The sequence below is a fragment of the Streptomyces sp. NPDC102259 genome (assembly GCF_044766465.1).
Taxonomy (GTDB): Bacteria; Actinomycetota; Actinomycetes; order Streptomycetales; family Streptomycetaceae; genus Streptomyces.
In genome coordinates this window covers 98,623-123,299 of sequence record NZ_JBIWMA010000026.1, presented here as the reverse complement: position 1 = coordinate 123,299, position 24,677 = coordinate 98,623, and the positions used below count along the sequence as shown (strand labels likewise).

At 73.0% G+C, this 24,677-nt stretch carries 19 protein-coding genes; 5 read left to right on the top strand and 14 right to left on the bottom strand.

The genetic code is table 11. From position 1 onward, the window contains the following. On the bottom strand, nt 1–200 hold a 200-nt coding region (locus tag ACIRPU_RS37570), incomplete at its 3' end, for an ATP-binding cassette domain-containing protein (RefSeq protein ID WP_403875578.1). Nucleotides 201–209: 9 nt separating this feature from the next. Then, nucleotides 210–875 carry a DUF4097 family beta strand repeat-containing protein gene (locus tag ACIRPU_RS37565; RefSeq protein WP_403875575.1) on the bottom strand — a complete coding sequence of 222 codons (666 nt, stop codon included), beginning with the start codon at nt 873–875 and terminating at the stop codon, nt 210–212. A 221-nt stretch (nt 876–1,096) separates the two neighbouring features. On the opposite strand from ACIRPU_RS37565, the gene ACIRPU_RS37560 reads away from it, so the two are divergent. Continuing rightward, nucleotides 1,097–1,852, top strand: a complete 756-nt coding sequence (locus tag ACIRPU_RS37560; RefSeq protein WP_403875573.1) for a helix-turn-helix domain-containing protein — start codon at nt 1,097–1,099, stop codon at nt 1,850–1,852. A gap of 17 nt (nt 1,853–1,869) precedes the next feature. Here ACIRPU_RS37560 and ACIRPU_RS37555 read toward each other — a convergent pair whose 3' ends face one another. The 3 genes from ACIRPU_RS37555 to ACIRPU_RS37545 all read right to left on the bottom strand — a co-directional run bounded on the left by ACIRPU_RS37555 (nt 1,870) and on the right by ACIRPU_RS37545 (nt 7,099). Further along, nucleotides 1,870–4,059, bottom strand: coding sequence for a S9 family peptidase (locus ACIRPU_RS37555; protein WP_403875570.1), 2,190 nt, complete (start codon nt 4,057–4,059; stop codon nt 1,870–1,872). After that, nucleotides 4,032–5,816 (bottom strand): N-acetylglutaminylglutamine amidotransferase, encoded by a 1,785-nt coding sequence (locus ACIRPU_RS37550; RefSeq protein WP_403875567.1) that lies wholly within the window; start codon nt 5,814–5,816, stop codon nt 4,032–4,034. The genes ACIRPU_RS37555 and ACIRPU_RS37550 overlap by 28 nt, the downstream gene beginning before the upstream one ends. A gap of 98 nt (nt 5,817–5,914) precedes the next feature. After that, nucleotides 5,915–7,099 (bottom strand): glutamate--cysteine ligase, encoded by a 1,185-nt coding sequence (locus ACIRPU_RS37545; RefSeq protein WP_403875564.1) that lies wholly within the window; start codon nt 7,097–7,099, stop codon nt 5,915–5,917. A 413-nt stretch (nt 7,100–7,512) separates the two neighbouring features. Here ACIRPU_RS37545 and ACIRPU_RS37540 point away from each other — a divergent pair, with 413 nt between their 5' ends. Both ACIRPU_RS37540 and ACIRPU_RS37535 read left to right on the top strand, forming a co-directional pair. Further along, complete coding sequence (locus ACIRPU_RS37540; protein WP_403875561.1) at nt 7,513–9,654, top strand: DUF4139 domain-containing protein; 2,142 nt, start codon at nt 7,513–7,515, stop codon at nt 9,652–9,654. Between the two features lie 8 nt (nt 9,655–9,662). Then, nucleotides 9,663–11,222: a mucoidy inhibitor MuiA family protein gene (locus tag ACIRPU_RS37535; protein WP_403875558.1), complete on the top strand. Its 1,560-nt coding sequence runs from the start codon at nt 9,663–9,665 to the stop codon at nt 11,220–11,222. A 15-nt stretch (nt 11,223–11,237) separates the two neighbouring features. Here ACIRPU_RS37535 and ACIRPU_RS37530 read toward each other — a convergent pair whose 3' ends face one another. Both ACIRPU_RS37530 and ACIRPU_RS37525 read right to left on the bottom strand, forming a co-directional pair. Beyond that, the gene (locus ACIRPU_RS37530) at nt 11,238–12,131 is read right to left on the bottom strand and encodes an ATP-binding cassette domain-containing protein (RefSeq protein WP_403875555.1); all 894 of its coding nucleotides are present in this window, start codon (nt 12,129–12,131) and stop codon (nt 11,238–11,240) included. Between the two features lie 11 nt (nt 12,132–12,142). After that, entirely contained in the window at nt 12,143–13,384 is a 1,242-nt protein-coding gene (locus tag ACIRPU_RS37525) for an ABC transporter substrate-binding protein (RefSeq protein ID WP_403875552.1), read from the bottom strand. Between the two features lie 140 nt (nt 13,385–13,524). On the opposite strand from ACIRPU_RS37525, the gene ACIRPU_RS37520 reads away from it, so the two are divergent. Next, nucleotides 13,525–16,227 carry an ATP-binding cassette domain-containing protein gene (locus ACIRPU_RS37520; RefSeq protein WP_403875549.1) on the top strand — a complete coding sequence of 901 codons (2,703 nt, stop codon included), beginning with the start codon at nt 13,525–13,527 and terminating at the stop codon, nt 16,225–16,227. 7 nt (nt 16,228–16,234) lie between these two features. On the opposite strand, the gene ACIRPU_RS37515 is transcribed toward ACIRPU_RS37520, so the two are convergent. The 5 genes from ACIRPU_RS37515 to fabG are packed head-to-tail and all read right to left on the bottom strand — an operon-like array spanning nt 16,235 to nt 21,711. After that, on the bottom strand, nt 16,235–17,029 hold the full coding sequence (locus ACIRPU_RS37515) for an SDR family NAD(P)-dependent oxidoreductase (RefSeq protein WP_403875547.1): 795 nt from the start codon (nt 17,027–17,029) through the stop codon (nt 16,235–16,237). Nucleotides 17,030–17,045: 16 nt separating this feature from the next. Then, nucleotides 17,046–18,254, bottom strand: coding sequence for an acetyl-CoA acetyltransferase (locus ACIRPU_RS37510; protein ID WP_403875544.1), 1,209 nt, complete (start codon nt 18,252–18,254; stop codon nt 17,046–17,048). Beyond that, the gene (locus ACIRPU_RS37505) at nt 18,251–19,690 is read right to left on the bottom strand and encodes an OB-fold domain-containing protein (RefSeq protein WP_403875541.1); all 1,440 of its coding nucleotides are present in this window, start codon (nt 19,688–19,690) and stop codon (nt 18,251–18,253) included. Before ACIRPU_RS37505 ends, ACIRPU_RS37510 begins: the two co-directional genes overlap by 4 nt. Nucleotide 19,691: 1 nt before the next feature. Continuing rightward, nucleotides 19,692–20,942: an acetyl-CoA C-acetyltransferase gene (locus ACIRPU_RS37500; protein ID WP_403875538.1), complete on the bottom strand. Its 1,251-nt coding sequence runs from the start codon at nt 20,940–20,942 to the stop codon at nt 19,692–19,694. A gap of 22 nt (nt 20,943–20,964) precedes the next feature. Further along, nucleotides 20,965–21,711, bottom strand: a complete 747-nt coding sequence (gene fabG / locus ACIRPU_RS37495; RefSeq protein WP_403875535.1) for a 3-oxoacyl-ACP reductase FabG — start codon at nt 21,709–21,711, stop codon at nt 20,965–20,967. Between the two features lie 113 nt (nt 21,712–21,824). Between fabG and ACIRPU_RS37490 the strand changes: the two genes are divergently transcribed. Continuing rightward, nucleotides 21,825–23,072, top strand: a complete 1,248-nt coding sequence (locus tag ACIRPU_RS37490; protein WP_403875532.1) for an acyl-CoA dehydrogenase family protein — start codon at nt 21,825–21,827, stop codon at nt 23,070–23,072. On the opposite strand, the gene ACIRPU_RS37485 is transcribed toward ACIRPU_RS37490, so the two are convergent. Together ACIRPU_RS37485 and ACIRPU_RS37480 are read right to left on the bottom strand one after the other, a co-directional pair. Beyond that, complete coding sequence (locus ACIRPU_RS37485) at nt 23,059–23,640, bottom strand: DUF2889 domain-containing protein (protein ID WP_355705520.1); 582 nt, start codon at nt 23,638–23,640, stop codon at nt 23,059–23,061. The genes ACIRPU_RS37490 and ACIRPU_RS37485 overlap by 14 nt on opposite strands. Further along, nucleotides 23,637–24,488: an enoyl-CoA hydratase-related protein gene (locus ACIRPU_RS37480; protein WP_403875528.1), complete on the bottom strand. Its 852-nt coding sequence runs from the start codon at nt 24,486–24,488 to the stop codon at nt 23,637–23,639. Before ACIRPU_RS37480 ends, ACIRPU_RS37485 begins: the two co-directional genes overlap by 4 nt. Nucleotides 24,489–24,677 lie beyond the last annotated feature (189 nt).

Here is a 24,677-nt window from a genome sequence, read left to right as displayed (position 1 = left end):
TGGCCCGCGACCTGGGCCTGCCCGTCGTCGGCGGTGATGAGGGTCGAGAGGATCTTGACGGCGGTGGTCTTGCCGGCGCCGTTCGGCCCGAGCAGGGAGAAGACCGTTCCTTCGGGGACGGTCAGGTCGATGCCGTCCAGGACGGTCTTGTCGCCGTACGACTTGCGCAGACCGTTCGCCGCGATGGCCGGGTTCGTCATGACGGCTCCTCAGAGGCTGCGGGCGACGATGTCGCCGTAGGCGGTGGTCGCGTGGATGTTCAGGCCGGCGGTGCCGTCGGTGTTCTTCAGCGTGTTGTGGATCCGGCCGTAGGAGGTGCCGGCGTCCAGGGCGGCGGAGACTCCGCGGGCCGCGCCGACCGACACCTGGCCGGCGTCGGTGCGCAGCATCACCGTGCCGCGCACGGCCTCGGCGATCCGGATGTCGCCCTTCTTGGTGCTGATCTCGGCGGGGCCGTTGAGGCGGCCGACCGTGACGTCACCGGCGAGCAGGGTGAGGCGGACGCTCGCGGCCTCGTCGAGCTTGATCGATCCGTGCGAGCTCTCGACGGCGACGTCGCCGAGCCGTCCGACGCCCCGGAACTCGGCGCTGGCCGCCTTCGCCTCGACCCAGGAGTCGGCGGGCAGTTGGATGGTCACCTCGATGGATCCGGAGTCGCCGAGGATCCGGTGCTGGACCGAGGCCTCGACCCGCAGGACTCCGCCGCCGAATTCGACCTTGGCCTGCTCCGCCGCCTTCACGTCGCGGCCGTTCGAGGCGTCCGCGGGCAGGACCTCGACCGTGGTGTCGGCCCGGTCGGCGGCGATGAACCGGACGCGTCCCGCGGGGATGTCGAGGACGGCGGCGATCGGGGCGGGGGTGTCGAACTTCTGCATCGTGCTCTCCTTGGCCCGTTTGTTTCTGACACCGGAAAAGCTACGTTGCATTCATAGATCTCTCAACACCATCGTTGCACTCGATCGATATAAACCCAGGTCACAGGCTATAAATCGTTGCAACGGTTTGAAATTCAATGCAACGACAGCCGCACGAACGTTGCAATGAGTGAGAAGTGAACGCTATGCTGACGTCACCACGGCGCACGAAGGAGACCGCGATGCCGGGAGGCAGACTCACCCAGCAGGAACGCCAGCAGATCTCGCTGGGACTGGCCGACGGCCTCGCCTACGCGGAGATCGCCAGACGCCTCGATCGTCCGACCTCGACGGTCACACGTGAGGTGATGCGGAACGGCGGCCCCACCGCCTACCGTGCCGACCTGGCCCATCACGCGACCGAACGCCGCACCCACCGCCGCAGACAGGCCACGCCCCGGGGGACGGAGGCGCCCGCGCCGGCCCACGGACGCGACGCCGAGGCCGTGCGCGAGTACGAGGAGATGTTCACCACCCTGCTCATGGGACAGGGCCTGCCCAAGATGATGTCCCGGGTGCTGACCTGCCTCTACACCACCGACGCGGGCAGCCTCACCGCGTCCGAGCTCGTCCAGCGCCTCGAGGTCAGTCCGGCGTCCGTCTCCAAGGCGGTCGCGTTCCTCGAGAGCCAGGGCCTCATCCGACGGGAACGGGACGAAGGCCGCCGCGAGCGCTACGCCGTCGACGACGACGTGTTCTATCAGTCGACGATCGGCGCCGCCCGGTCCAGCGCCCAGCTCGCCGAGGCCGCCCGGCAGGGTGTCGGCGTCCTCGGCTCCGGCACCCCGGCCGCCGCCCGCCTGGAGAACATCGCCCGCTTCGTCGACTTCGTCGCCGAGGGCATAACCCGCGCGGCGGAGCAGGCCCGCGAGGTCCTCCACACCAAAGCAAAAGTGCCCTCGGACGGCACCGCCGAGCCGGGTGCGGAGCGCGGATAGACGGCCGACCGGGCGGTTCAACCGGTCAGGTGGCGTTCCAGCCAGTCCGCGGCGGCCCGGCGGAACAGCCGCCGGTTGTCCGCGCGCAGGAAGTCGTGCCCCTCGTCGCGCAGGGTGAGCAGCTCGGCCGGGATGCCCCGGTCGCGTGCCGCTCGTACGAACTGCTCGGACTCCCCCGGCGGCACGTTGGTGTCGTGTTCGCCGTGGACGGCGAGCAGCGGGACGCGCAGCGCGTCGATGCGCGTCATCGGCGAGAGCGCCCGCAGCAGTTCGCGGTCGCGCTCGGGGTGGCCGTACTTGTGGGCCGCCGACTCGGCGAGCCAGGGCTCCGTGCCGGCGAAGAAGGTCGCGAAGTCCGACATGCCGCAGACGGCGACGCCGGTGCGGAACAGATCCGGGTGCCGTACGAGGCAGGCGAAGGTCAGGTAGCCGCCGTACGAGCGCCCCATGACCGCCAGTCGGGTCGGGTCGGCGGGGCCCGCGGCCACCGCGTGGGCCGCGCAGTCGGCGACGTCGTCCAGCGCGGCGAAGCGGCCGGCGCCCAGGTCGGCGTCGACGAACGATCTGCCGTGTCCCGAGGAGCCGCGGACGTCGGGGGCGAAGACGTCCAGTCCACGCCCGGTCAGCTCGTGGTAGAGCGGGGTGAAGACGGGGCGTTCCTGCTCCTCCGGACCGCCGTGCAGGTGGATCACGCAGGGCGCCGGGTCCCCCGGGGCCCGGCCCGGCGCCCGGTAGTACCAGCCGCTCAGGGGCAGCCCGTCCCGCGCCGTGAGCCGCAGAAGGACGGGGCGCACGGGCGAGCGGCCCGGCGCGACGGCGTCCTCGTCACGGGACGACCAGGGGGTGCGCGTCAGGGACACGCCCGCGGCGGCCCACCACACCCCGGGCCGCCGCTGAGACCCGGACAGCGCCGGCAGCAGTCCCCGGGGGCCCACCGGCACGACGCGGGTGACGACCTCGTGAGGCAGGGGAACGGGCGTCGTCGGCAGCGGGCCGTAGAGGGCCCGGCGCGTCGGGAGGGGCTCGACGAGTTCGAGCCGGCTCTCGCCCCGTTCGTTCCAGGACAGTGCGGCGGTGCGGCCGTCGTGCGACAGGGCCAGCAGGTCCAGATCGCTGTCCGGCCGTTCCGCCATGACGGACGTGCCGTGCGCTCGGCCGTCGGCGCCGAGGGCGACGGCGAGGAGCGCCGCGTACTCGCGTCCGGCGTCGCTGCGCAGCCACAGCGTCCGCCCGTCGGGCGAGAACCGTCCGATCCACGGATCGCCGTCGGCGACCGGCACGGTGCACGTCGCCTCGGAGTCGGCCGTGCGCCGGACGACCGCCTCCCGCCGTCCGCGCGGCCCCCGGCGCAAGAGCACGAGCCCGCCGTCGGCACTGATGTCGCACACCCGCAGGGTGGCGGCGTGCGTCTCCGTGGCCAGCAGTACGGGCGACGCCAGACCGTCGGGGTCGATCAGGTAGGCCGACAGACCTCCGTCGGGCCGGGCCGCCGGCACCGCGGAGGCCATGGCGCCGGATTCCGTGCCGGTCTGTCCCGTCCCCCCTGCGGCGTCGTACGGAGTTCCGCCCAGCAGCGTCGCCCGGCCGCCCCGCTCGGCCCAGCTCGCCGGCGGAGGCGCGTCCGCACGGGTCGGTCCCGCACCGTCCGGGTGCGCCCGGGCGCCCGGTCCGGCGAGCGTCACGGCGACTGCCGAGCCGTCGTGCGCCCAGCAGCCCAGGTGGGCGGTGCTGTCCGGGTCGGCTCCGGCCAGGATGCGGTGGCCGGTGCCGTCGGGCCGTACGCACAGCACCCTGGTGTGCTCGCCACCGCCCGGTGCGGTGGTGTAGGCGATCCAGCGGCCGTCCGGTGACCAGGACACCTCTTTGACGGGGTCCGGGGAGGCGTCGAGCAGGTGCACCTCGCCTCCGTCCACGGGGCCGGCCCACAGTTGCGGAACACCGCCCCGGTCGCAGATGAAGGCCGCCTCGGAGCCGTCGGGGCTCGCGGAGGGATACCAGCAGCCGTGGGAGCGCAGCCGCGTCACGGCGTCCCGCGGACCGCTCGCCTCGGGCAGCAGGACCGGTGCGGGGGCCGCGGCGGCGGCGGGGGCGGCGCCCCTGGCTTCCGCCGACCGGGTGGCGGGGGGCGGCGGCGCGGCGGGGTCGCCGCTCAGGGCCGCCGGTGTGCTCCGCCCGCCACTCACGCGATGCCGTGCGTCTGAAGCCATGTCTCCAGCAACGCTATCTGCCACAGGGCGTTCGCTCCCCGTTTGGTGCGGTGCTCGTCGGGCGCCTCGAGGAGCTGGGACACGTACGACTCCTGGAAGAGGCCGCGCCGCCTCGCCTCGGGTGCCTCCAGCGCTTCCCGCACCCGTTTCAGGACGGGCCCCGCCATGTGCATGATCGCCGGGACCGGGAAGTAGCCCTTGGGGCGGTCGACGACGTCCCGGGGCAGCAGCTGACGGCCGGCCGCCTTCAGCACGCCCTTGCCGCCGTCGGCCAGCTTGAGTTCCGGCGGGCAGGCCGCGGCCAGCTCGACCAGCTCGTGGTCGAGGAACGGCACCCGGGCCTCCAGTCCCCAGGCCATGGTCATGTTGTCGACCCGCTTGACCGGGTCGTCGACGAGCATCACGTGCGTGTCCAGGCGCAGGGCCGCGTCCAGGGCCGTCGCGGCGCCGGGGACCGCCATGTGGTCCCGGACGAAACGGCCCGAGACGTCGTCGTCGGGCAGCATGCCGGGCTCCAGGATCCGGCTGAGGTCGGCGTGCGGCCGGTCGAAGTACGTGTCGGCGTATTGCTCGGCCGCGTCCGCGCGGGCGGCCTCGGCGAGCCGCGGGTACCAGTGGTAGCCGGCGAGCACCTCGTCGGCGCCCTGCCCGCTCTGCACGACCTTCACCTCCTTGGACACCTGCTCGGACAGCAGGTAGAAGGCGACCACGTCGTGGCTGGTCATCGGCTCGCTCATCGCCGCGACGGCCCCGTCCAGGGCCGTCGACACCCGGTCGGAGGGGACCATCAGCCGATGGTGGTCGGTGCCGAACTCCCGGGCCACCAGATCCGAGTACCGGAACTCGTCGCCCTCCTCCCCGCCCTCCGACTCGAACCCCACGCTGAACGTCATCAGGTCCCGCTGTCCCGCCTGGGCCAGCAGCGCGACGATCAGACTGGAGTCCAGGCCGCCGGAGAGCAGGACGCCGACCTGCACGTCGGACACCATGCGTCGGCGGACGGCCGTGCGCAGCGCCTCCAGCATCGCGTCACGCCAGTCGTGCGCGCCCATCGCCGCGTACTCGCCCCGGCGGGTGTACGACGGCTGCCAGTAGCGGTGGTCGTGCTGGGTGCCGTCCGGCTCGACGACCCGCACGGTGGCCGGCGGGAGCTTGCGCACGCCGTTGAGGACCGTGCGCGGAGCGGCGACCGTGGCGTGCCAGCTCAGGTACTGGTGGACGGCGACCGGATCGAGTGAGGTGTCCACGTCGCCGGCGGCGAGAAGCGCGGGCAGGGAGGACGCGAACCGCAGCCGCCCCGGCGTCCGTGCCAGGTACAGGGGCTTGATGCCGAGCCGGTCGCGCCCCAGCACCACGCGCCCGGACCGGTGCTCGACGAGGGCGAAGGCGAACATGCCGTAGAAGCGCTCCACGCAGGCGGTGCCCCACTGCCGGTAGGCCTTCAGCACCACCTCGGTGTCGGATGTCGTCGCGAACCGGTGCCCCAGGCTCCGCAGCTCTGCGCGCAGCTCCCGGTAGTTGTAGACACAGCCGTTGAAGACTCCGGTGATCCCGGCGCGGGAGTCGGTCATCGGCTGCGCCGCGAGGTCCGACAGGTCGATGATCTTCAGTCGCCGGTGTCCCAGCGCCACCGCGCCTCGCGACCAGATCCCCCGGCCGTCGGGACCACGGGCGGCGAGCCGCTCGCTCATGCGCTCGACGGCCGCGAGGTCGGGTCGGTGACCGTCGAAGCGGATCTCCCCGCTCAGACCGCACATGATGTGCCGCCTCCGTTTCGTTGGGCATGGGCCGAGCGCCGGGCCATGGGTGCCGGTCGGTCGGCGTAGGGGAAGGGGTCGTCGGTGACCATGGCGACTCACCTACGGGTCAGCGGCCGTGCCAACCGGTGCGAGGGGTCTGTCGCCCCGGTGGCGGGCGGAAGGTTCCTGCGGCGGGTGGCCGCCGTTCTGCCGGGCGCGCGTTCGCCGCGGGTCTCGGCGATCAGCATGTCGACACAGGCCAGCAGATCCTCTTCCGCTGCGACACGGCGCATACGGGCGGCCGCACCGCCGTCGGCGAGGGCCTCCTCCGCCAGCGCGCGGACGGTCTCCCAGTCGCCGTGCGCCTCCAGGGCGGGGCGCAGCCGGGCGAGCAGGCTGCGCACGACCTGCGCGGCGGGCGCTTCCTGGTGGGTCTCGGGATCCACCAGCCCGCCTTCGAGCCCGGACCGGGCGGCCCGCCAGGAGGCGCCGCGCAGCCACTCGTGCCGGCCCGCGCAGCCCGGGGCGCCCGTCCGGAGCCTCTCGCGGGCCTCGGTGACCAGGGCGCGGAACAGTCCGGCGACGAGCACGACGGTCTCCGCGCGCGGGCAGGAGTCGCAGACGCGCAGTTCCAGCGTCTGGAGATGCGCGGAGGGGCGTACGTCGAAATAGATCATCCCCACGTCGCTGATGATCCCGGACCCGACGAGGTCGCGCACGGTGGCGTCGTACTCGGCCGCGCTGGCGAAGCAGCCGACCGGGCCCGCGGTGGGCCAGCGCTGCCAGAGCATGGTGCGCCAGCTGGCGTATCCGGTGTCGGCCCCCTGCCAGAACGGCGAACTGGCGGAGAGCGCGAGCAGCGTGGGCAGCCACGGAGAGACCGCGCACATCACCCGCACCGCCGTGTCGCGGTCGGGGACGTCCACATGGACCTGGGCACCGCAGATGAGCTGCTCGTCGGCGACCGTGCGGTAGTCCTCGACCATGCGGCGATAGCGCGCTCCGGCGGTGGGGTGCGCGGCTTCCGCCGGCGCGAGCGGCGCCGCGCCGGCGGCCACCGCCGCGAGTCCGAGCGAGGACGCGGCCGCGTCGAGCCGCCGTCTCGTCGCGGCGATGTCGGCGTACAGATCGTCGAGGGAGGTGTGCACCTCGCTGTTCGACTCCACGGTGGACTGGTGCAGCTCGGTGGTGAAGGTACGCCCTGGGAGGCGTCGCAGGAGCGAATTGGCGCGCGGTACGAGCAGCCCGCTCTCCACCTCCAGGACGTGGAACTCCTCCTCCACTCCGATACGAACGCTCACGGTCACTCCTCGGGGTGATGCGGAGCGGCTGTTCGCCGCAGGCGAAGGGTCCCCCACCGGCGCGCGCAGCGGCAGGTGAGGAGCCCCGAGTCACCAGAACGCCGTTTTATAAGCACACATTGCGTATGCGACGTCAGCAGATTCCGGGCGAGCGGCTGCTCCGCCTGTGGCGAGCAGGTTCCGACAGCGAACGACATCGCCGAATGTGCCGTCGCGAACGCCTGCCGAAGGCCCGCGCTCCGTGGCGCTCCCGCCGCGACGAGACGGACCGTATCGCCGAGCCGCTCGTTCATCGTCCGGGCGGCCACCGCTCCTTCTGCTGCGCGAGGGCCGGTGTTCCAGCCCGTTCGGCCAGGTCCGTCGCCGGTCCGCGTAGGCTTCGCTCAGCACGGACGCGGCGGGGGGCGGGGCACATGGCGGCTCGGACGGCACAGAGGTGGGGCTCGGCCCTCGATTCGGTGGTGGTGTACGCCCAGGGCGCGGTCTGCCGCCGCCTGGCCTCGGGCAGTGTGCCGCCGGACGGCCGGGTGCGGGTGACGGGACTGCCCCGCTCACTGGACCCCGGGTCCCTGCGGGCCCGGGCCACCGGCAACACCGGCGTGCGCGTCACCGAGGCACGGGTGGAGGTCGAGGCCGAGCCGCTCGCCGGGGCCGCCCCCGCATCCCTGCGGCGCGAGGTGCAGCGGCTGCTCGACGAACGCGCGGCGGCACAGGGGCGCCGAGACCGCCAACTGAGCCTGATCGAGGAGGTCAAGGGGCTGCGGCCGGTCCCGCCGGCCCGCAGGCGCGACGACCCGCACCGCCGCACTCCGGTCGACGCGTGGCTGGAGCTCGCCGAGTTCGTCGACGAGCGGCTGGCCGGGCTGCACACCCGTCTCGGCGAGCTGGAGGAGGCGCTGGACCACGCCGACCACGCGCTCTCCGTCGCCGCCGACCGGCTCGCCCGCGCCTCCACCGACGCACCGGCGACGCACATGGAGACCACCGTCTCGGCGGTTCTGACCCTCGACGGCACCGGTGACGCGGAAGTGGAGCTGGAGTACGGCGTGCCGGGCGCGGTCTGGGTGCCGACCTACCGTCTCACCTACCGTCAGGACGACAGCAGCGGCCGTCTGGTGCTGCGCGCCTCGGTCGCCCAGCGCACCGGCGAGGACTGGACCGGTGTGCGCATCGCCCTGGCCACCGCAGACCTACGGCGCCGTACCGACCTGCCGAGGCTCCGCTCCCTGCGGATCGGACGCCGTCAGCCCGCGCCCGCGCCGTCCGGCTGGCGTGAGCCGCCGACGGGCCTGGCCGACCTGTTCGCCGGGTACGACGTGGCACCCCCGCGGCCGGCCACGACCGCCACTCCCCTGACGCCCGGGGGCGGGCCCGTGGCCGCGGCGGCCGGCTTCGCGTCCGGTCCCGTTCCGCCCATGCAGCCGGCGCCGCAGGGGTACGGGGAGTCACTCGCCGCAGCCCCGCCCACCTATGGCGCACCGCCCCCTGTGCCGCCGCCTGGCAGCGCGGGGAGCGCCTACGCCGAGCCCTTCGGCAGCGGAACGAGCGAGTTCGCGCAGCCGGTCCCCGCACGACCGGGCGGCGGAGGCCGGCGGGCCCGCAGCAAGCTCCCCGCGGCGCCCGCCGCCATGGCTGCCCCGGCCCGGGCGGCAGCGCCACCGCCCCCGGCACCCGCGGCCCCCGGCGGCGCGCCGCAGCCCGTGGCGCCGGCCGTCGGTCCGCCCCGGCCGAGCGGCGCCGAACTCGACTACACCGCCCTCGTGTTGTGCGGTCCCGACGAGCAGGGCGGTCGCCGGGGCCTGCTGTTCCCGGACGCTCCCTTCGACCCGGTGGCGGCCGAGTACCGCCGCCGCGCCGAGGCGGTGACCGCGCTGCCGCTGCCCGGACACGCCGTGCGGCCCCGCGAGTCGGCCGGCTCCTTCGACCACCGCTTCGACGCGGTCGCCCGCGCCGACATCCCCTCGGACGGCACCTGGCACACCGTCACCGTCGGCGAGATCCCGGTCGGGCTGCGCACCGAGTACCTCTGCGTGCCGTCCGTGGAGCAGACCGTCTACGCGACGCTGGTGCTCTCCAACTCCACCGACCAGGCTCTGCTGGCCGGCCCGGTGGAGGTCACCGCCGGTGACGACTTCCTGCTGAGCACCGCCCTGCCCACGCTCGCCCCGGGCGGTGACTGCCGGGTGGGGCTCGGTCCGGCCCAGGGCGTCCGGGTCAGCCGCCGTACGAACCTGCACGAGTCGACCTCGGGGCTGCGCAACAGCACCACCGTGCTCGATCACCGCGTCCACGTGGAGCTGGCCAACCAGCTCGCCGAGCCCGTCACCGTCGAGGTCCGCGAGCGGGTCCCGGTCACCTCCGACGCGGACGTCCGGATCGAGGAACGGGCCGACTGGACGGCGCCCCGGGACGGCGCGGGCCCGGAGCAGCACGCACCTGGCACCCGCGTCTGGCGGGTGGACCTGCCCGCCGGCGCCACCACCGCCCTCGACGGCGGCTACGAGATCCGTTTCGCGTCCGCCAAGACGCTGGCCGGCGGCAACCGCAGGAGCTGACACAACCCATGTCCATGGCACCGCAGCCGATTCCCCTCCCCGTCACCGCCGTCACCTGTCTGGAGGACCGCGCCCACGTCGAGCGCACCACCGTGCTCGGTCTCGAGGCGGGCGTCCAACGGCTGCGCCTCGGGCCCGTCAGCGCGCTGGCCGTGGACCGCACGCTCCACGCCGAGCTGACCGCCGCACACCCGGCGACCGTGCTCGACGTGCGGATCGTCCGCGAGTGGACGCCGCGCGGGCCGGGGCCCGCCGACGGCGACTCCGCCCTGCGCCACCGCGTGCACACGCTCGAGGAGGAGCTGCTCGCCCTGGGGCGCCGGCGCGACCGGCTGCACGCCCGCGTCGACGCGCTGGGGCGTCTCGCCGCCGATCTGCTGCGGGAGATCGGCGAAGGGGCAGGCTCGGGAGAGAGCGAAGCGCTCCGCTGGACCCGCGAACTGGACCGGGTGGACGAGGAGCGCGACTCCTACGGCGAGCAACTGCGCACCGTGGAAGCCCGGCTGACCGCCCTCGGTTCCGAACTCGCCGAGGCCCAGCAGGTCATGGACCACGCCGAGGCGCAACCCGCCGAACTGGTCGGCCACATCGAGCTGACCGTCGAGGCCACGGCCGCCGGACCGGCCGACCTGCGGCTCAGCCACCTCACCCCGTGTGCGCTGTGGCGGCCCGCCTACCGGGCCGTACTCGACGGCGACTCCCTCACGCTGGAGACCGACGCGATGGTCTGGCAGCGCACCGGCGAGGACTGGTCCGACGTACGGCTGACGCTGTCGACGGCCCGCTCGGCACAGTCCACCGAGCCACCCCGGCTGGGCGAGGACCGGCTGATGCTCCAGGACCGCACCTCCGCCGAGCGGCGCACCGTCGACGTCGAGCTGCGCGAGGAGGAGATCGCGGACCTCGGTCCGGCACCGGTGCTCGGTCTGCCGGGAGTGGACGACGGCGACGAGGTGCGGGTGCTGCACTCCCCCGCGCCGGTCTCCGTGCCCGCGGACGGCCGCGCCCACCGTGTGCCGCTCTCCTCCTTCACCACGACCGCGAGCATCGAGTACGCCTGCACACCCGAGCTGTCCCCGCTGGTCACTCAGGTGGCGCGGTGCGACAACCGGTCCGGCCACGCACTGCTCGCCGGACCCGTCGACCTGATCCGCGGCAGCGGATTCACCGGCCGCGGCACTCTGGACTTCACCGCTCCCCACGCCCCCGTCGAACTCGCCTACGGCAGCCGCGACGACCACCGGGTCGTCCGGCACACCGAGGAGACCCGGGACACCGCCGTGCTCACCCAGCGGACCGTGGTCACCCGCACGGTCCGCCTCCATGTGTCCCGGTTCTCCTCCCCCGGCGAACAGGGCGAACGGACGATCGTCCTGCGCGAACGGATCCCGGTCTCCGAGGTCTCGGCGGTGGAGGTGCGGCTGCGTAAGGACGCCTGCTCTCCCGCTCCCGACACGGTCGACGCCGACGGCATCGCCGGCTGGAGCCTGGCCCTGCCGCCCGGCGGCCGGCGCACCGTCACCCTGGTCTACGAGCTGTCGGCGAGCGCGAAGGTCGCCGGGCTGTGAGCCGCAGTCCGGAGATCACTCGTCGTTCACCCAGCGCATGAGCCGCTGCAGCGGATGGAAGCCGTCGTCGGAGAGACCCGGTGGCGTGCCGCCCGGCCCGCCGAGTGACACCACGCGCTGCACGCCGGCACGGGCGAGGGCGTCGCGCAGCCCGGCCTTGCGGGTTGGGGCGTTCACCTCAATCGGTCGCAGGAATCCATCCGTTGCATGAATGGTCTTCTCCGCGAGGTACGACGACTCGATCGCGTCCAGGTCCCCGCGCAGTTCCGCCGGGGTGCCGGTCATGGTGACGCGCCCGCGGTGCAGGACGTACACGCGGTCCGCGATGTCGAGCACCTTGCGCACGTGCTGTTCGACCAGCAGCGCTCCCATTCCGCGGTCCGCCGCCTCGCGGACGGCGCGCAGCAGCCGGTCGACCACGAGCGGGGCGAGGCCGAGCGACAGTTCGTCCGCGAGGAGCACGCGGGGGGCGCGGCACAGCGCGCGGGCCAGCGACAGCATCTGCTGTTCGCCGCCCGACAGCATGCCCGCGCCGGTCCTCAGGCGCTTGGCGAGCTCGGGGAAGAGCTCCAGCGCCTGCTCCGTCGTCACCCGGCCGACCCGCAGGTTGTCGGCGGTGTCGAGCCGGGTGAAGACCGCCCGCTCACCGACGTACGCCAGGCCCTGCCGGGCGCGGCGGTGCAGCGGTGCGCGGCTGGGCTCGCCCAGCCAGCGCGCCTCGCCGTGCATCGGCAGGAGGCCGCCGGAGAGCGCCCGCAGCGTGGTGGTCTTGCCCGCGCCGTTGGGTCCGAGCAGGGCGACGACCTCACCGGGGCGGACCTCGAGGTCGAGGTCGCGTACGACGGGTTGGCTGCCGTATCCGGCGGACAGGGCGCGAGCTTCGATCAGGGGCACATCGGTGTCGTGCACGGGCTCTCTCCTCAGCCGGACGACGCGGCCGTCAGCACCTTGCGGACGTCGACGAAGGTGGATCCGGGCTTGGCCCACTCGATCTTCCCGTCGTGGATGGTCAGTTCGGTGGCGGTGGTGTTGTGGATGCGGTTGAGACCCTTGATCGGCAGGGCCGTCGACGCCTTCCAGGTCAGCGGCGGCGTCAGGCCTCCGGTGTCGATGCCCGAGGTGGTGTTCAGCTCCTGCACCAGGGCCTTCGCCGTGATCGTCGGCAGTTGCCCCACGGCCTCGGTGAAGACCTTGAAGGCCACCCAGGTGGTCCCGTTGGCGCCGTTGGTGGTGTCGATGTCCTTGTCGCCCTTGGTGGCCGCGAGGAAGTCCTTCCAGGCGGCGTCGGAGGTCGGCGGGTAGTAGCCGGTGATCGCGGAGCCCTCCAGGGGACTGCCGCTCCCGCCGGTGCTCTCGGCCAGTTGCGGGGTGAGGTTGCCGACGACGCTGCCGAGTTTCGTCTTGGCGCCGGACTGCACATAGGACTTCACGAACAGGTCCGAGTGGGTGCCCAGGATGACGCTCACGCAGTCGCTGCCCTTGGTCGCGGCGGCCACCTGGGGGGCGAGGTCGGTGGCGGTGACCGGCACCTTGAGGTCCTTGGGCGCCGATCCTCCGGCGGAGGTCACGCCGAGGGTGAGGAACTGCGAGACGATGGCGGCGGCCGCCAAGTCGTAGCGCACTCCGGAGATCTTCTCGCAGCCCTGCTCCACCAGTTGACGGCCGTGCGCCGCGAAGACCACCGGGGTGCCGCCGTTGACCGGGAACGACAGCGGGTTGGAGAACTCCGCCGCCGAGACACCGGTCCCGCCGAGGTACGGGATGCCGGCCTTCTCCAGGATGGGCATGTAGCGGTCGCCCGCGAGGCTGTACGACCCCACCACCGCGACCACCTTCTCGGCGACCGCCTGCTGCGCGCACTTCTCGGCCTCGTCCGGGTCGTTCTTCTCGTTGCAGGTGAGCACCTTGAGTGGGGCGCCCTTGATGCCGCCGTTGGCGTTGATCCACTTCTCGTACGCCTGGGCGGTGAGCCGGACTCCGGGCTGGGCGCTGCCCTGCGTGTCCTCCGGCGTCCAGACCATCACCTTGACCGGTGTGCCCTTGAGCGAGGAGGTCTCGGCCGGGCTGCCGGACGCCTCTCCCCCGCAGCCGGCGGCGAGCAGGGCTCCGGTCACCGCGAGACAGCTCGCTGCGGCGGTTCTGCGTCGGCGTGAGTCGTTCATGGTTCCTCCGCGGGGCTCGTCGTCGAGATGGCGAACAGCATGGGGTGCGTTTTCGGGTTAGTGAAGTACTCTCGGCACAATTATTTAAATGAATGTGCTGTCTGACCTGTACCCCGCCCCTACCCCTGGGAGGTTCCCCGATGGACGACATCCTGCGGTTCGCGCTGCTCGGCCTGGGGCTGGGCGCGCTCTACGCGCTCACCGCGCACGGCATCGTGCTGGTCTACCGGGGCTCCGGCGTCCTCAACTTCGCGCACGGCGCGATCGGCATGACCGGCGCCTACGTCCAGTGGGAGCTCGCCGGCCGGCAGGGCGTGCCGTACTGGCCGGCCACCGCCTGCGGCGTGCTCGCCTCCGCCACGTTGGGCGTGCTCACCCATCTGCTGGTGCTCCGCCCGCTGCGCAGGGCGTCCTCGCTGGCCCGGCTGGTCGGCACCCTGGCGGTGTTCATCGTCCTCACCGCGATCGCCGTCAAGCGCTACGGCGACAGCCTCCAGCTGGTGCCGGGCAAGCTGCCCACCCGGCTGCTGACGATCGCCGGGGCGACGGTGACCGAGGACCGCGTCTGGCTGCTCGGCATCGCGGTGACCGTGACCGCGCTCCTGCACCTCCTCTACAAGCGCACGCTGTTCGGCCTCGGCACCTCCGCGGTCGCGGAGAACGAGGCCACCGCCGCCTCCCTCGGCTGGTCCCCGGACCTGATCGCCACCGGCAACTGGGCGCTGGGCTCGGCGCTCGCGGGACTGACGGGCATCCTGATCGTGCCGGTCATCGGCCTGTCGGTGACCGGCCTGACGACCCTCCTGCTGAGCGCCCTGGCCGCCGCCCTGGTCGGCAGGTTCTCGTCGTTCCCCGCGACCCTCGCCGGCGGTCTGGTCATCGGGATCGTGCAGTGCGAGCTGACCCGCTTCGGCTCCGACGTCACCGGGCTCGCCTCGTCCGTGCCGTTCCTGTTCATCGCCCTGGTCCTGATCGCACGCGGCCGGGCGCTGCCGCTGCGCGGCACGTTCCTGGAGCGTCTGCCCGCCCTGGGCACCGGCCGCGTGCACCCGGTGCCGCTGGTGCTCGCCGCCGTGGTCGCGCTGGTGCTGGTGGGCGTGTCGACGCCGCTGTGGGCCGACGCGATCACCACCACCCTGACGCTGTCGCTGATCATCCTGTCGATCGTCGTGGTCACCGGGTACGCGGGACAGGTCTCCCTCGCGGCCTACGCCCTCGCCGGGACCGGCGCCTTCATCGCCGGGCACGCGGCGGCCGACTGGGGGTGGCCGTTCGAACTCGCCCTGTTGGCAGGTGTGTTGGGCACGGTCCCGATCGGGCTGCTGTTCGCGCTGCCGGCGGTCCGCACGCGCGGCGTCAACCTCGCCATCATCACCCTGGGGCTCGGCACCACACTGGAGGCGATGGTCTTCCAGAACACCGACCTGTCGACGACCCCCGGCAGCGACGGCATCGCGGTGGGCAAGCAGACCCTGTTCGGCGTCAGCGTCTCCGGAGTCGACCATCCGCAGCGGTACGCCGCCGTGGTGCTCCTGCTGTTCGTCGCCGCCGCGCTCGTGGTCGCCAACGTGCGGCGCAGCCGGACCGGCCGCCGGCTCGTCGCCGTACGGGCGAACGAGCGCGCCGCCGCCGCACTCGGCATCGACGTCCGCGCCGCCAAGCTCTACGCCTTCGGCCTGTCCGCGGCCATCGCCGCGCTCGCCGGAGTACTCACCGGCTTCCGTTCGACCTCGGTGGTCTTCTCCGACTTCGCCAGCTTCGACTCCATCACCGCGCTCGGGCTCGCGGTGATCGGCGGCGTCGGCTTCCTCGTGGGCCCGCTGTTCGCCGCGACCTTCGCGGCCGGGACGGTCGGGGCCCGGTTCGGGGACCTGGTGCTGCCCGGTCTGAGCGAGTGGATGCCGCTGATCGGCGGGATCATCCTGGTGCTGACCCTGGTGGGCAACCAGGACGGCATCGCCAAGGAACTCGGCGGCCGGGCGGCGGGCGTCCGGCGCGGGCCGTCCGCGAAGCGGACGCCGGCGGCCCGGGTCGGACAGGAGGCGTCGGCCGCCGTCACGGACGTGCCCCGCGCCGCGCCTTTGCCCCTCCAGGTACGGGACCTCACCGTCCGCTACGGCGGTGTCGTCGCCGTCGACGGGCTCTCGCTGGACGTGCAGCCGGGCCGGATCGTGGGGCTCATCGGCCCCAACGGCGCCGGCAAGACCTCCGCCATCGACGCCGTCACCGGTTTCACCCGGGCCGCGTCCGGCACGGTGCGCCTCGGCGACCGGGACGCGACCCGTCTGCCGGTGCACCGGCGGGCGGCGGCCGGGCTGAGCCGGTCCTTCCAGTCGCTGGAGCTGTTCGAGGACATGACCGTCCTGGACAACCTGTACGCGGCCTGCGACCGGCCCGGCCGATGGGCGTACCTCACCGACCTGGTCCGGCCCGGCAGCCGCCCGCTTCCCTCCCATGTGCTGGTCGCGGTACGGGAGTTCGGCCTCCAGGACAGTCTGGAACGGCCGGTGGGCGACCTGTCGTACGGCGAGCGGCGGCTGCTGGCCATCGCCCGCGCGGTGGCGGCTTCGCCCTCCGTGCTGCTCCTCGACGAACCGGCCGCGGGGCTGTCGGACGACGAGACGCGGGAACTGGCCCGGCTGGTGCGGCGGCTGGCCGAGGACTGGGGCATGGGGGTGCTGCTGGTCGAGCACGACGTCGACATGGTCATGAGCGTCTGCGATCAGGTCGTCGTCCTGGACTTCGGACGCCGGATCTGCGCCGGCACCCCGCAGGAGGTGCGCCGCGATCCGGCGGTCCGGGCCGCCTACCTGGGCGACCTGGAGCCGGAGTCGCTGGCCTGAGCGCGGTTCACGCGTCGCGAAGGTCCGCCACGTACGGCTGGTGGGACAGCAGTCCGCCGTCCACGCGCAGGGTGTGTCCGGTGATGAAGGCCGACTCGTCGGAGGCGAGGAAGACGACCGCCGACGCGACGTCCTCCGGGCGCCCCAGCCGTGGCGTGAGGTGATGACGCAGCATCGCCTCCCGGATCGCCCCGTGCGCCGAACCGGCGCTGGCCGGCGTGACGACGAAGCCCGGCGCGATGGCGTTGCACCGGATGCCCTGCTTGCCGTACTGGGTGGCGACGTACTGCGTGAGGTTGACGAGGGCGGCCTTCGAGGCGCCGTACGCGGGGTTGCGCAGGTCGCCCGCGAGGCCCGCCCCCGACGAGGTGTTGACGATCGAGCCGCCGCCACGGGTGATCATGTGCGGGACGGCGGCCTGGATGGCGACCATCGTTCCGCGGAGGTTGATCCGCATCGTGTCGTCCCAGACCCCCGGGTCGGCCTCCACGACGGCGAGGTCCCGGCGGGCGGCCAGATGGGTGGCCGCCGCGTTGTTGTGCAGGACGTCGAGGCCGCCGTACGCCGCGACCGCGGCGGCCACCATGGCCCGTACGCTCTCCACGTCACCGAGGTCGACGGGGACGGCCGTCGCGGAGCCCCCGGCGGCGTGGATCTCCCGCGTCACCGCCTCGGCGCCGTCGAGGTTCAGGTCGGCGACCACCGTGTGCGCGCCCTCGGCCGCCAGGCGACGCGCGGTGGCCGCGCCGATGCCGGACGCGGCCCCGGTGACCAGGGCCACCTTGCCTTCGAGTCGTCCCATGGCCGAACCGCCTTTCTCAGTCGGTGAGTTCGCTGCCGACGACGGAGACGAACGAGACGCATTCGCCGGGTCCGCCGCCGAGGTTGTGCGTCAGGGCGAGCGAACGCCCCTGGGCCACGGACCGGACCGTCCGCTCGGGCGGTGCCTCGCCCCGCAGTTGCAGCCAGGCCTCGAACATCATGCGCAGGCCCGAGGCGCCGATGGGGTGGCCGAAGGCCTTCAGACCGCCGTCCGGGTTGACCGGCAGCGGGCCGTCCAGGTCGAAGACCCCGCTGGTGACGTCCTTCCAGCCCTGCCCGCGCTCGGCGAAGCCCAGATCCTCCATCAGCACCAACTCCGTGGGCGTGAAGCAGTCGTGGACCTCGGCGAGCGCGAGTTCGGCGCGCGGGTCGGTGATGCCCGCCTGCCGGTAGGCCTCCCGTGCGGAGGCGACGACCTCGGGGAAGGTGGTGAAGTCGTACTCGGGGTCGAGGAGCCCGTCCGCGGGGCCCGCGACGAAGGACAGTGCCTTCACGAAGATCGGCTTGTCGGTGTACTTGTGGGCGTCCTCGGCCCGTACGACGATCGCCGCCGCCGAGCCGTCCGAGACCCCCGAGCAGTCGAACACGCCGAGCATGCCGGCGACGATCGGGGCCGACCGGATGCGCTCCGGCGGGACCTCCTTGCGGAACTGGGCGCGGGGGTTGCGGGCCCCGTTGGCATGGTTCTTCCAGGCGATGCGGGTGATGACGTCCTTCAGCTCGTCCTGGTCCAGGCCGTACTTGGCGGCGTAGGCGGGGGCGAGGAGGGAGAAGTTCGCCGGCGCGGTGATCTCGCCGCGGCTGTCGTCGCCGGCCCCCGGGATCACGGTCCCGGACAGCCCGGACATGCCGGAGTCCTTGAGCTTCTCCACGCCGACCGCCATGGCCATGTCGTACGCGCCGGAGGCGACCGCGTAACAGGCGTTGCGCAGGGCCTCGGAGCCGGTGGCGCACATGTTCTCCACCCGGGTGACCGGTTTGTACGGCAGGTGGAGCGCCCGGCTCAGGGTCAGCCCGGACACGCCGGAGGCCTGGGTGCCGAACCAGTACGCGTCGATGTCGTCGAGCGTGACGCCGGCCGAGGTCACCGCCTCGCCCACGGCGTCGATCAGGAGGTCGTCCGCCGAGCGCGTCCAGTGCTCGCCGAAGGGCGTGCAGCCCATGCCGACGATCGCGACCCGGTCCCGGATTCCGTGTGAGCTCATCCGCGTGCCTCCCCAGTCTCGCCCGTGCGCACCGGCCGGGCCTTCCAGAAGTAGTTGTGGACGCCGGCGGCGGTGACGGTGCGCCGGAACGTCATCTCCACCCGGGCGCCGATGACGGCGTCGGCCTCGGTGGCGTCGGTGAGCTGGCAGCGGAACCGGCCGCCGCCGTCGTAGTCGACGACCACGACGAGCATCGGCGGACTCGGGGTGTGGGCCAGCCGGTCGACGGTGAACGTGGCGACCGTGCCGCGCACCTGCTCCATCGGCTCGGCGGTCATGGCGTCGACGCTCCGGCAGGCGGTGCACACCCGGTCCGGCGGCAGATGCCGGGTAGCGCACTTCTCGCAGCGGGAGGCGACGAAGCCGTACTTCCAGCCGGCGCGGCGGTGCGCGGGCGGGGCGTACGGGGGTTCGGGGTCCGGCCGACGGGGTGGTTCGCGGTCGAGGAGGCCGCGCCAGGAGAGGTAGGCGGCATACGGCATGGGGGCGCTGCCCGCGGCGATCTGGGCGGCGACGGGGTGGGCGGCGCGGTGGGCGGGCAGCGCCTCGGTGGTGCGCAGCAGCAGGACTCCGGCGCCGTCGCCCAGCACCACGAGCGCGATGGTCTCGCCGGGCCGGGCCCGGTCGAGGACGTCGGCGAGGAGCAGACCGGGCTGGGCGGTGCCGGCGTTGCCGATCGTCCCGGTGAGGTCCGGGGTCACCGCCTCGGGCGCCACGCCCGCCGTACGCCGTACGGACGCGCACGCGCGCGCGTGCAGGCCGGAGACCACGAGGTGGTCGATCGCCCCCCGTTCCAGACCCGCCTGGTCGAGGGCGCCGCTCAGCGCCTTGTCCGCGAGGGACACATAGATCTCCTCGGCGAAGCGTTCCTCCCAGACCCGGGAGGCGGGCGCGCCCGGCAGCCGCCAGCGGTCGAGGATCTCGTCGCTGACCGTGTCGTGGGCGAGCAGTTCCGCCAGGACGGGGGCGCCGTTGCGGTGTCCGCCGAAGACGAACGCGGCGGCGCCGTCGCCACCGGCGATCTCGTCGCCGCCGCCGGGCAGGCCGGTGCGCAGATCGGACAGGACGGTCAGGGTGGCCACCGGGGAACGGGCCGCGGTCACCAGGGCCGCGAGGCCGGAGCGGACCGAGCCCGCCATGTCGGCGGCGAGCACGTGCTCGTCCAGGCCGAGCGCGGCGTGCACGGCGGTCGCGTTGGTCTTGTCGAGGTAGGCGGGGGCGGCGGTGGCGAGGAAGAGCTGGCCGATGCGGGGGCGCAGTCCGTCGCGGGCGAGGGCGCCGCGGGCCGCCTCGACGGCCATGGACGTGGTGTCCTCGTCGTAGCCCGCGACCGCGCGGGTCCCCTTGCCCGCCCCCGTGCCCAGGACGGCGGCGATGTCCGTCCGGGCGAGGCGGTGGTACGGCACGTAGGCGCCGTATGCGATCAGTCCGGCCATGTCAGCGTCCTCCATGAGCGTGGGTTGCGTCCGTCGGCCGCGCGAAGACCGCGGCCAGGCCCTGGCCACCGCCGAGACACATGGTCTCCAGGCCGTACCGGGCCTGGCGGCGGTCGAGTTCGCGCAGCAGGGTGGCGAGGATGCGGCCGCCGGTGGCGCCGACGGGGTGGCCCAGCGAGATGCCGGAGCCGTTGACGTTGACGCGCTCGAAGTCGGTCTCGGTCAGTCCCCATGCGCGGGTGCAGGCCAGTACCTGGGCGGCGAAGGCCTCGTTGAGTTCGATCAGGTCGATGTCGGCGAGTTTCAGTCCGGCCCGTTCCAGGGCCCTGGCGGTGGCGGGCACCGGCCCGATGCCCATCGTCCGCGGCGGTACGCCGACGACGGCCCAGGACAGAAGGCGGCCCAGCGGGCGCAGGCCGAGTTCGGCGGCGCGCTCGGGGTGGGTCACGACGCAGAGCGCGGCACCGTCGTTCTGTCCGCTGGCGTTGCCCGCCGTGACGGTCGCCTCGGGGTCCTGGCGTCCGAGGACCGGCCGGAGCCCGGCGAGCTTCTCCAACGAGGAGTCGGGGCGCGGGTGTTCATCGGTGTCGACGACCGTCTGGCCCTTCCTTGTGGCTACCGTGACGGGCACGATCTCGTCGGCGAATCGGCCCTCCCGCTGGGCCGCGACGGCCTTCTCGTGCGAGCGCAGGGCGAGTCGGTCCTGTTCCTCGCGGGGGATGGCGTACTCGCGGCGGAGGTTCTCGGCGGTCTCCAGCATGCCGCCCTGAACGGGGTGGTTGACGCCCCCGGACGTGACCCGGCCGCGGGCCAGTCGGTCGTGCAGCGTGGTGCCCGCGCCGCGCACGCCCCAGCGGACGCCGGTGCTGTAGAACTCGGCCTGGCTCATGGACTCGACGCCCCCGGCCAGGACGAGATCGCTCGCGCCGGTCTGCACCTGCATCGCCGCGGTGATGATCGCCTGAAGTCCGGAGCCGCACCTGCGGTCGATCTGGAGGCCCGGCACCTCCACCGGGAGGCCGGCGTCCAGGGCGGCCACGCGGCCGATGGCGGGAGCCTCGCCGTTGGGGTAGCACTGGCCCAGCAGGACGTCGTCCACGGCGGCGGGCGGTATGCCGGTGCGCTCCAGCACGGCCCGTACGACCGTGGCCGCGAGCTCGGCCGCGGTCACGTCGCGGAAGACTCCGCCGTAGCCGCCGACGGGGGTGCGCACGGGTTCGCAGATCACCGCGTCACGCAGGAGAGCGGGCATCAGGCATGCCTTTCATGAGTGATCACATGTACCGGCCGCCGGTCACCTCGACCACGGCTCCGGTGACGTAGCTCGCCTGGTCGGAGGCGAGGAAGAGGACGACCTGGGCGACCTCGGCGGGTTCGCCCGCGCGGCCCAGGGGGATCTCGGCGAGCTTCGCGTCCCAGGCCGCCTCGGGCATCGCCTCGGTCATGGCGGTGCGGATCAGACCGGGTTGCACGGCGTTGACGCGGATGCCCGCCTTCGCGAGCTCCTTGGCGGAGGCCTTGGTGAGGCCGACGAGTCCGGCCTTGGCCGCGCTGTAGTTCGTCTGGCCGAAGTTGCCGACCTTGCCGGCGATGGAGGAGATGTTGACGATGCTGCCGCCCCGGCCGTGGGCACGCATCGCCTCGGCGGCGTACCGGGTGCCGTTCCAGGCGCCGGTCAGGTGTACGTCGACGACGGCGCGGAAGTCGGCCAGGGCCATCTTGCGCAGGGTCGCGTCCCGGGTGATCCCGGCGTTGTTCACCATGACGCCGACCGGTCCGAAGGTGTCGGTGCAGTGGGCGACGAGGGCGGCGACCTGTTCCTCGTCGGTGACGTCGCAGCGCAGCGAGGTGGCGGTCACGCCTTGCTCGGCCAGACGCTCGGCGGCCCGCGCGGCGGCCTCCCCGTCGATGTCGCCGAGGACGACGGCCGCGCCCTGGCCGCCGAGGACCGCGGCGATCTCGAGGCCGATGCCCTGTGCGCCGCCGGTGATCACGGCGGTCCGGCCGTCCAGCAGTCCCATGTCAGCCCGCTTCCGACTCTCCAGTATTCCTATTAAATAGATAACCTATTATGCTGAAACAATCAATACAGCGATGAGCTGCGCCAGCGGCGCCGGACGAGGAGACGAACCAGGTGGACATCCGCTATCCCCCGGAGACCGAGACGTTCCGCACCGAGGTCCGGGCGTTCCTCGCCGAGACGCTGCCGACGGACTGGAAGGGCATCGGCGCCCTCGACGAGGGCCCGGCCCGGGACTTCGCCCGTGACTGGCGCCGACGGCTCGCCGAGCGCCGCTACCTCTCCCTCACCTGGCCCGAGCGGTACGGCGGCCGGGGCCTGTCCAAGCTCCACCAGGTCGTCCTCATGGAGGAACTCGCCCTCGCCGGCGTGCCGTTCGGGCTGCCGCAGGACACCTTCGGCGTGAAGATGCTGGCGAACACACTGCTGCGCTGGGGCACGGAGGAGCAGAAGGCGCACTTCCTCCCTCGCATCCTCGGCGGCGAGGACACCTGGTGCCAGGGGTACTCGGAGCCGGACGCGGGCTCGGACCTGGCATCTCTGCGGACACGAGCGGTCCTGGACGAAGACGGTGCGGGGGGCGAGGGGGGCGAGTGGGTGGTCGACGGCCAGAAGGTGTGGACGTCAGGCGCCCATCACAGCGACTGGATCTTCGTCCTCGCCCGCACGAACCAGGACGCCTCCCCCCACCACGGCATCTCCTTCCTCCTCGTCCCGCTCGGTCAGCCCGGTGTCGAGGTGCGGCCCTTCCGCATGATGAGCGGACAGCTGCACTTCAACGAGGTCTTCTTCACCGGCGCCCGCACGCGCGCCGACCTCGTCGTCGGTGGCGTCGACAACGGCTGGACGGTCGCCCAGAGCCTGCTGGGCGTGGAGCGCGGGGAGGAGGCGGCCACCAACCCGATCCTGTTCAAGGCCGAGGTCGAACGTCTCGTCGAGCTGGCCCGTCTGTACGGCAAGGACCGGGATCCGGTGATCCGGCAGCGGATCGCCTGGTGCTGGTCCAAGGTGGAGATCATGCGCTACCTCGGCTACCGGATCCTGACCGGCTGGCTCAAGGGCGCCGATCCGGGCCCCGAGTCGTCGATCGCGAAGCTGTACTGGAGCGAGTACCACACCGCCGTCACCGATCTGGCGATGGACATCATGGGTCTGCACGGCCAGGTGCCGGTCGGCCGGCCACCGCTGCGCACCTACCGCGCCGACGACCCCGGCGCCGCGAACTCCTCGGCGTCCTGGTCGACGACCTACCTGATCGCCCGCTCCGGAACCATCTACGCGGGGACCTCGCAGGTGCAGCGGAACATCCTCGCGGAGAAGGTGCTCGGGCTGCCGCGCGAGCCGCGGCTCACGCGTCCGTAGGAGGTTCGAAGGTGCCGAGCTCGGGGACCGGACGCGGGCCGGTCCCCGGGAGCCAGCCCGCGTCGAGTTTGCGCAGACCGACGCCGTCCGGCGCCCAGATGTGGCAGCTGTTCAGCACCCCGGCCGTGGCGCGCGGGCCATGGGCGGGCTCACCCGCGTCACGCCGCCGCGCGTTGGCGGCCATGGCCGCCTGCACCACCGCCGGACCGAGCACCCGGGTCAGCTCGTAGAGGTGGGAGCAGCCGGAGACCCCGCGGAACCGCTCCTGGATCTCCCGGTTGTACCCCGCGGCGACACAGCGCCCGACCAGGTCGTCGAAGACCGGGGTGACGAGCGGGCACTCGGCGTGCGGGAAGGTCCGCATCTCCGCGTCGGCGGCCACGATGACCATGTCCGCGAGCCGGACCCGCACCGTGAGCGTCATCCGGTGCACGACGGCGGCCGACGGCTCCGCCCAGGGCCGCTCGTCGCACAGTTCCGCCACCACCGAGATCTCGTCGCCGTCCGCCTCCTCGTACGAGGTGACGGCGATGGTCCGGCGGTGCAGCGGGGGTTCGGCGCGGGTCATGACGCGGTCTCCGTCCCGGGCTCGGACGCGGAGTCGGCGGCGACCGCCGTGATCTCCCCCAGCCCCGCGAACTCCGGCCGTCGGCGCTCGATGAAGCTGAGGACGCCCTCGCGGTAGTCCGGGGCGCGCTTCGCCGTGGCCAGCAGCGCGGCCGCTCGGTCGCGGCTGCCGGCGAAGGTCCGCGCCTGGTCGTCGGCGAGCTGCCGCTTGATGAGCGACATCGCGTACGGGCTGGCCGAGCGGGCCAGTTCGGTCGCGTACGCGAGTGCGGCCGGCAGCAGGTCCGCCGGCTCGACCAGCCGGTTGACCAGCCCCATCCGCAGCGCCTCCGTCCCGGTGACCCGGCGCGAGGACAGCAGCAGATCGGCGGCGTTGCCGTAGCCGACCAGCCGGGGCAGCAGCCAGGACACGCCGTCCTCGGCCACCAGCCCGCGCGCGCTGAAGGCGGCGGCGAACTTGGCGTGCGGCACGGCGAACCGGACGTCGCACATGAGCGCCTGGTTGAACCCGATGCCCGCACAGGCGCCGTTGACGGCCGCGACGACGGGTTTCGGGAAGGACATGGGACGGGTGCGCGCAGGCAGCTGGTCCGTGGGCCACGGACGGGCGCCGGACGACGCCCCGTCCAGCACGCTCATGTCCATCCCCGGGCAGAAACCGCGTCCGGCGCCGGTGAGCACCACGGCCCGGACCCCGGGATCCGCCTCCGCGCGGTCGAACAGCTCGTTGTAGAGCAGCTCCATCTCCAGCGTCCAGGCGTTGTGCCGCTCGGGCCGGTTGAGGGTGAGGAGCATGACCCCGTCGTCGGTGTACTCGGTGAGGATCACCGGGGTCGGATTCTCGGTCATCGAGGTCACTCCCACGGGCCCGTCGACCTTGCGGCCGGCTCAGCTTATAGCTAGATGAATCATCTATATACCACCGGTCACCCGGGGCGCCAGACCGGGCCCGGACCGACTGCCGCGAACAGCGGATCACTCATCCCTTGACCTGGTACCCTCGATGTACTAAGACGATTCATTTTGCTATATGAGGAG

Excerpts from the sequence above, each read along its gene's own strand:
- ACIRPU_RS37565 (WP_403875575.1), bottom strand. The coding sequence starts at position 875 with ATGCAGAAGTTCGACACCCCCGCCCCGATCGCCGCCGTCCTCGACATC.
- ACIRPU_RS37560 (WP_403875573.1), top strand. The coding sequence starts at position 1,097 with ATGCCGGGAGGCAGACTCACCCAGCAGGAACGCCAGCAGATCTCGCTG.
- ACIRPU_RS37555 (WP_403875570.1), bottom strand. The coding sequence starts at position 4,059 with ATGGCTTCAGACGCACGGCATCGCGTGAGTGGCGGGCGGAGCACACCG.
- ACIRPU_RS37550 (WP_403875567.1), bottom strand. The coding sequence starts at position 5,816 with ATGTGCGGTCTGAGCGGGGAGATCCGCTTCGACGGTCACCGACCCGAC.
- ACIRPU_RS37540 (WP_403875561.1), top strand. The coding sequence starts at position 7,513 with ATGGCGGCTCGGACGGCACAGAGGTGGGGCTCGGCCCTCGATTCGGTG.
- ACIRPU_RS37535 (WP_403875558.1), top strand. The coding sequence starts at position 9,663 with ATGTCCATGGCACCGCAGCCGATTCCCCTCCCCGTCACCGCCGTCACC.
- ACIRPU_RS37525 (WP_403875552.1), bottom strand. The coding sequence starts at position 13,384 with ATGAACGACTCACGCCGACGCAGAACCGCCGCAGCGAGCTGTCTCGCG.
- ACIRPU_RS37520 (WP_403875549.1), top strand. The coding sequence starts at position 13,525 with ATGGACGACATCCTGCGGTTCGCGCTGCTCGGCCTGGGGCTGGGCGCG.
- ACIRPU_RS37515 (WP_403875547.1), bottom strand. The coding sequence starts at position 17,029 with ATGGGACGACTCGAAGGCAAGGTGGCCCTGGTCACCGGGGCCGCGTCC.
- ACIRPU_RS37510 (WP_403875544.1), bottom strand. The coding sequence starts at position 18,254 with ATGAGCTCACACGGAATCCGGGACCGGGTCGCGATCGTCGGCATGGGC.
- ACIRPU_RS37505 (WP_403875541.1), bottom strand. The coding sequence starts at position 19,690 with ATGGCCGGACTGATCGCATACGGCGCCTACGTGCCGTACCACCGCCTC.
- ACIRPU_RS37500 (WP_403875538.1), bottom strand. The coding sequence starts at position 20,942 with ATGCCCGCTCTCCTGCGTGACGCGGTGATCTGCGAACCCGTGCGCACC.
- fabG (WP_403875535.1), bottom strand. The coding sequence starts at position 21,711 with ATGGGACTGCTGGACGGCCGGACCGCCGTGATCACCGGCGGCGCACAG.
- ACIRPU_RS37485 (WP_355705520.1), bottom strand. The coding sequence starts at position 23,640 with ATGACCCGCGCCGAACCCCCGCTGCACCGCCGGACCATCGCCGTCACC.
- ACIRPU_RS37480 (WP_403875528.1), bottom strand. The coding sequence starts at position 24,488 with ATGACCGAGAATCCGACCCCGGTGATCCTCACCGAGTACACCGACGAC.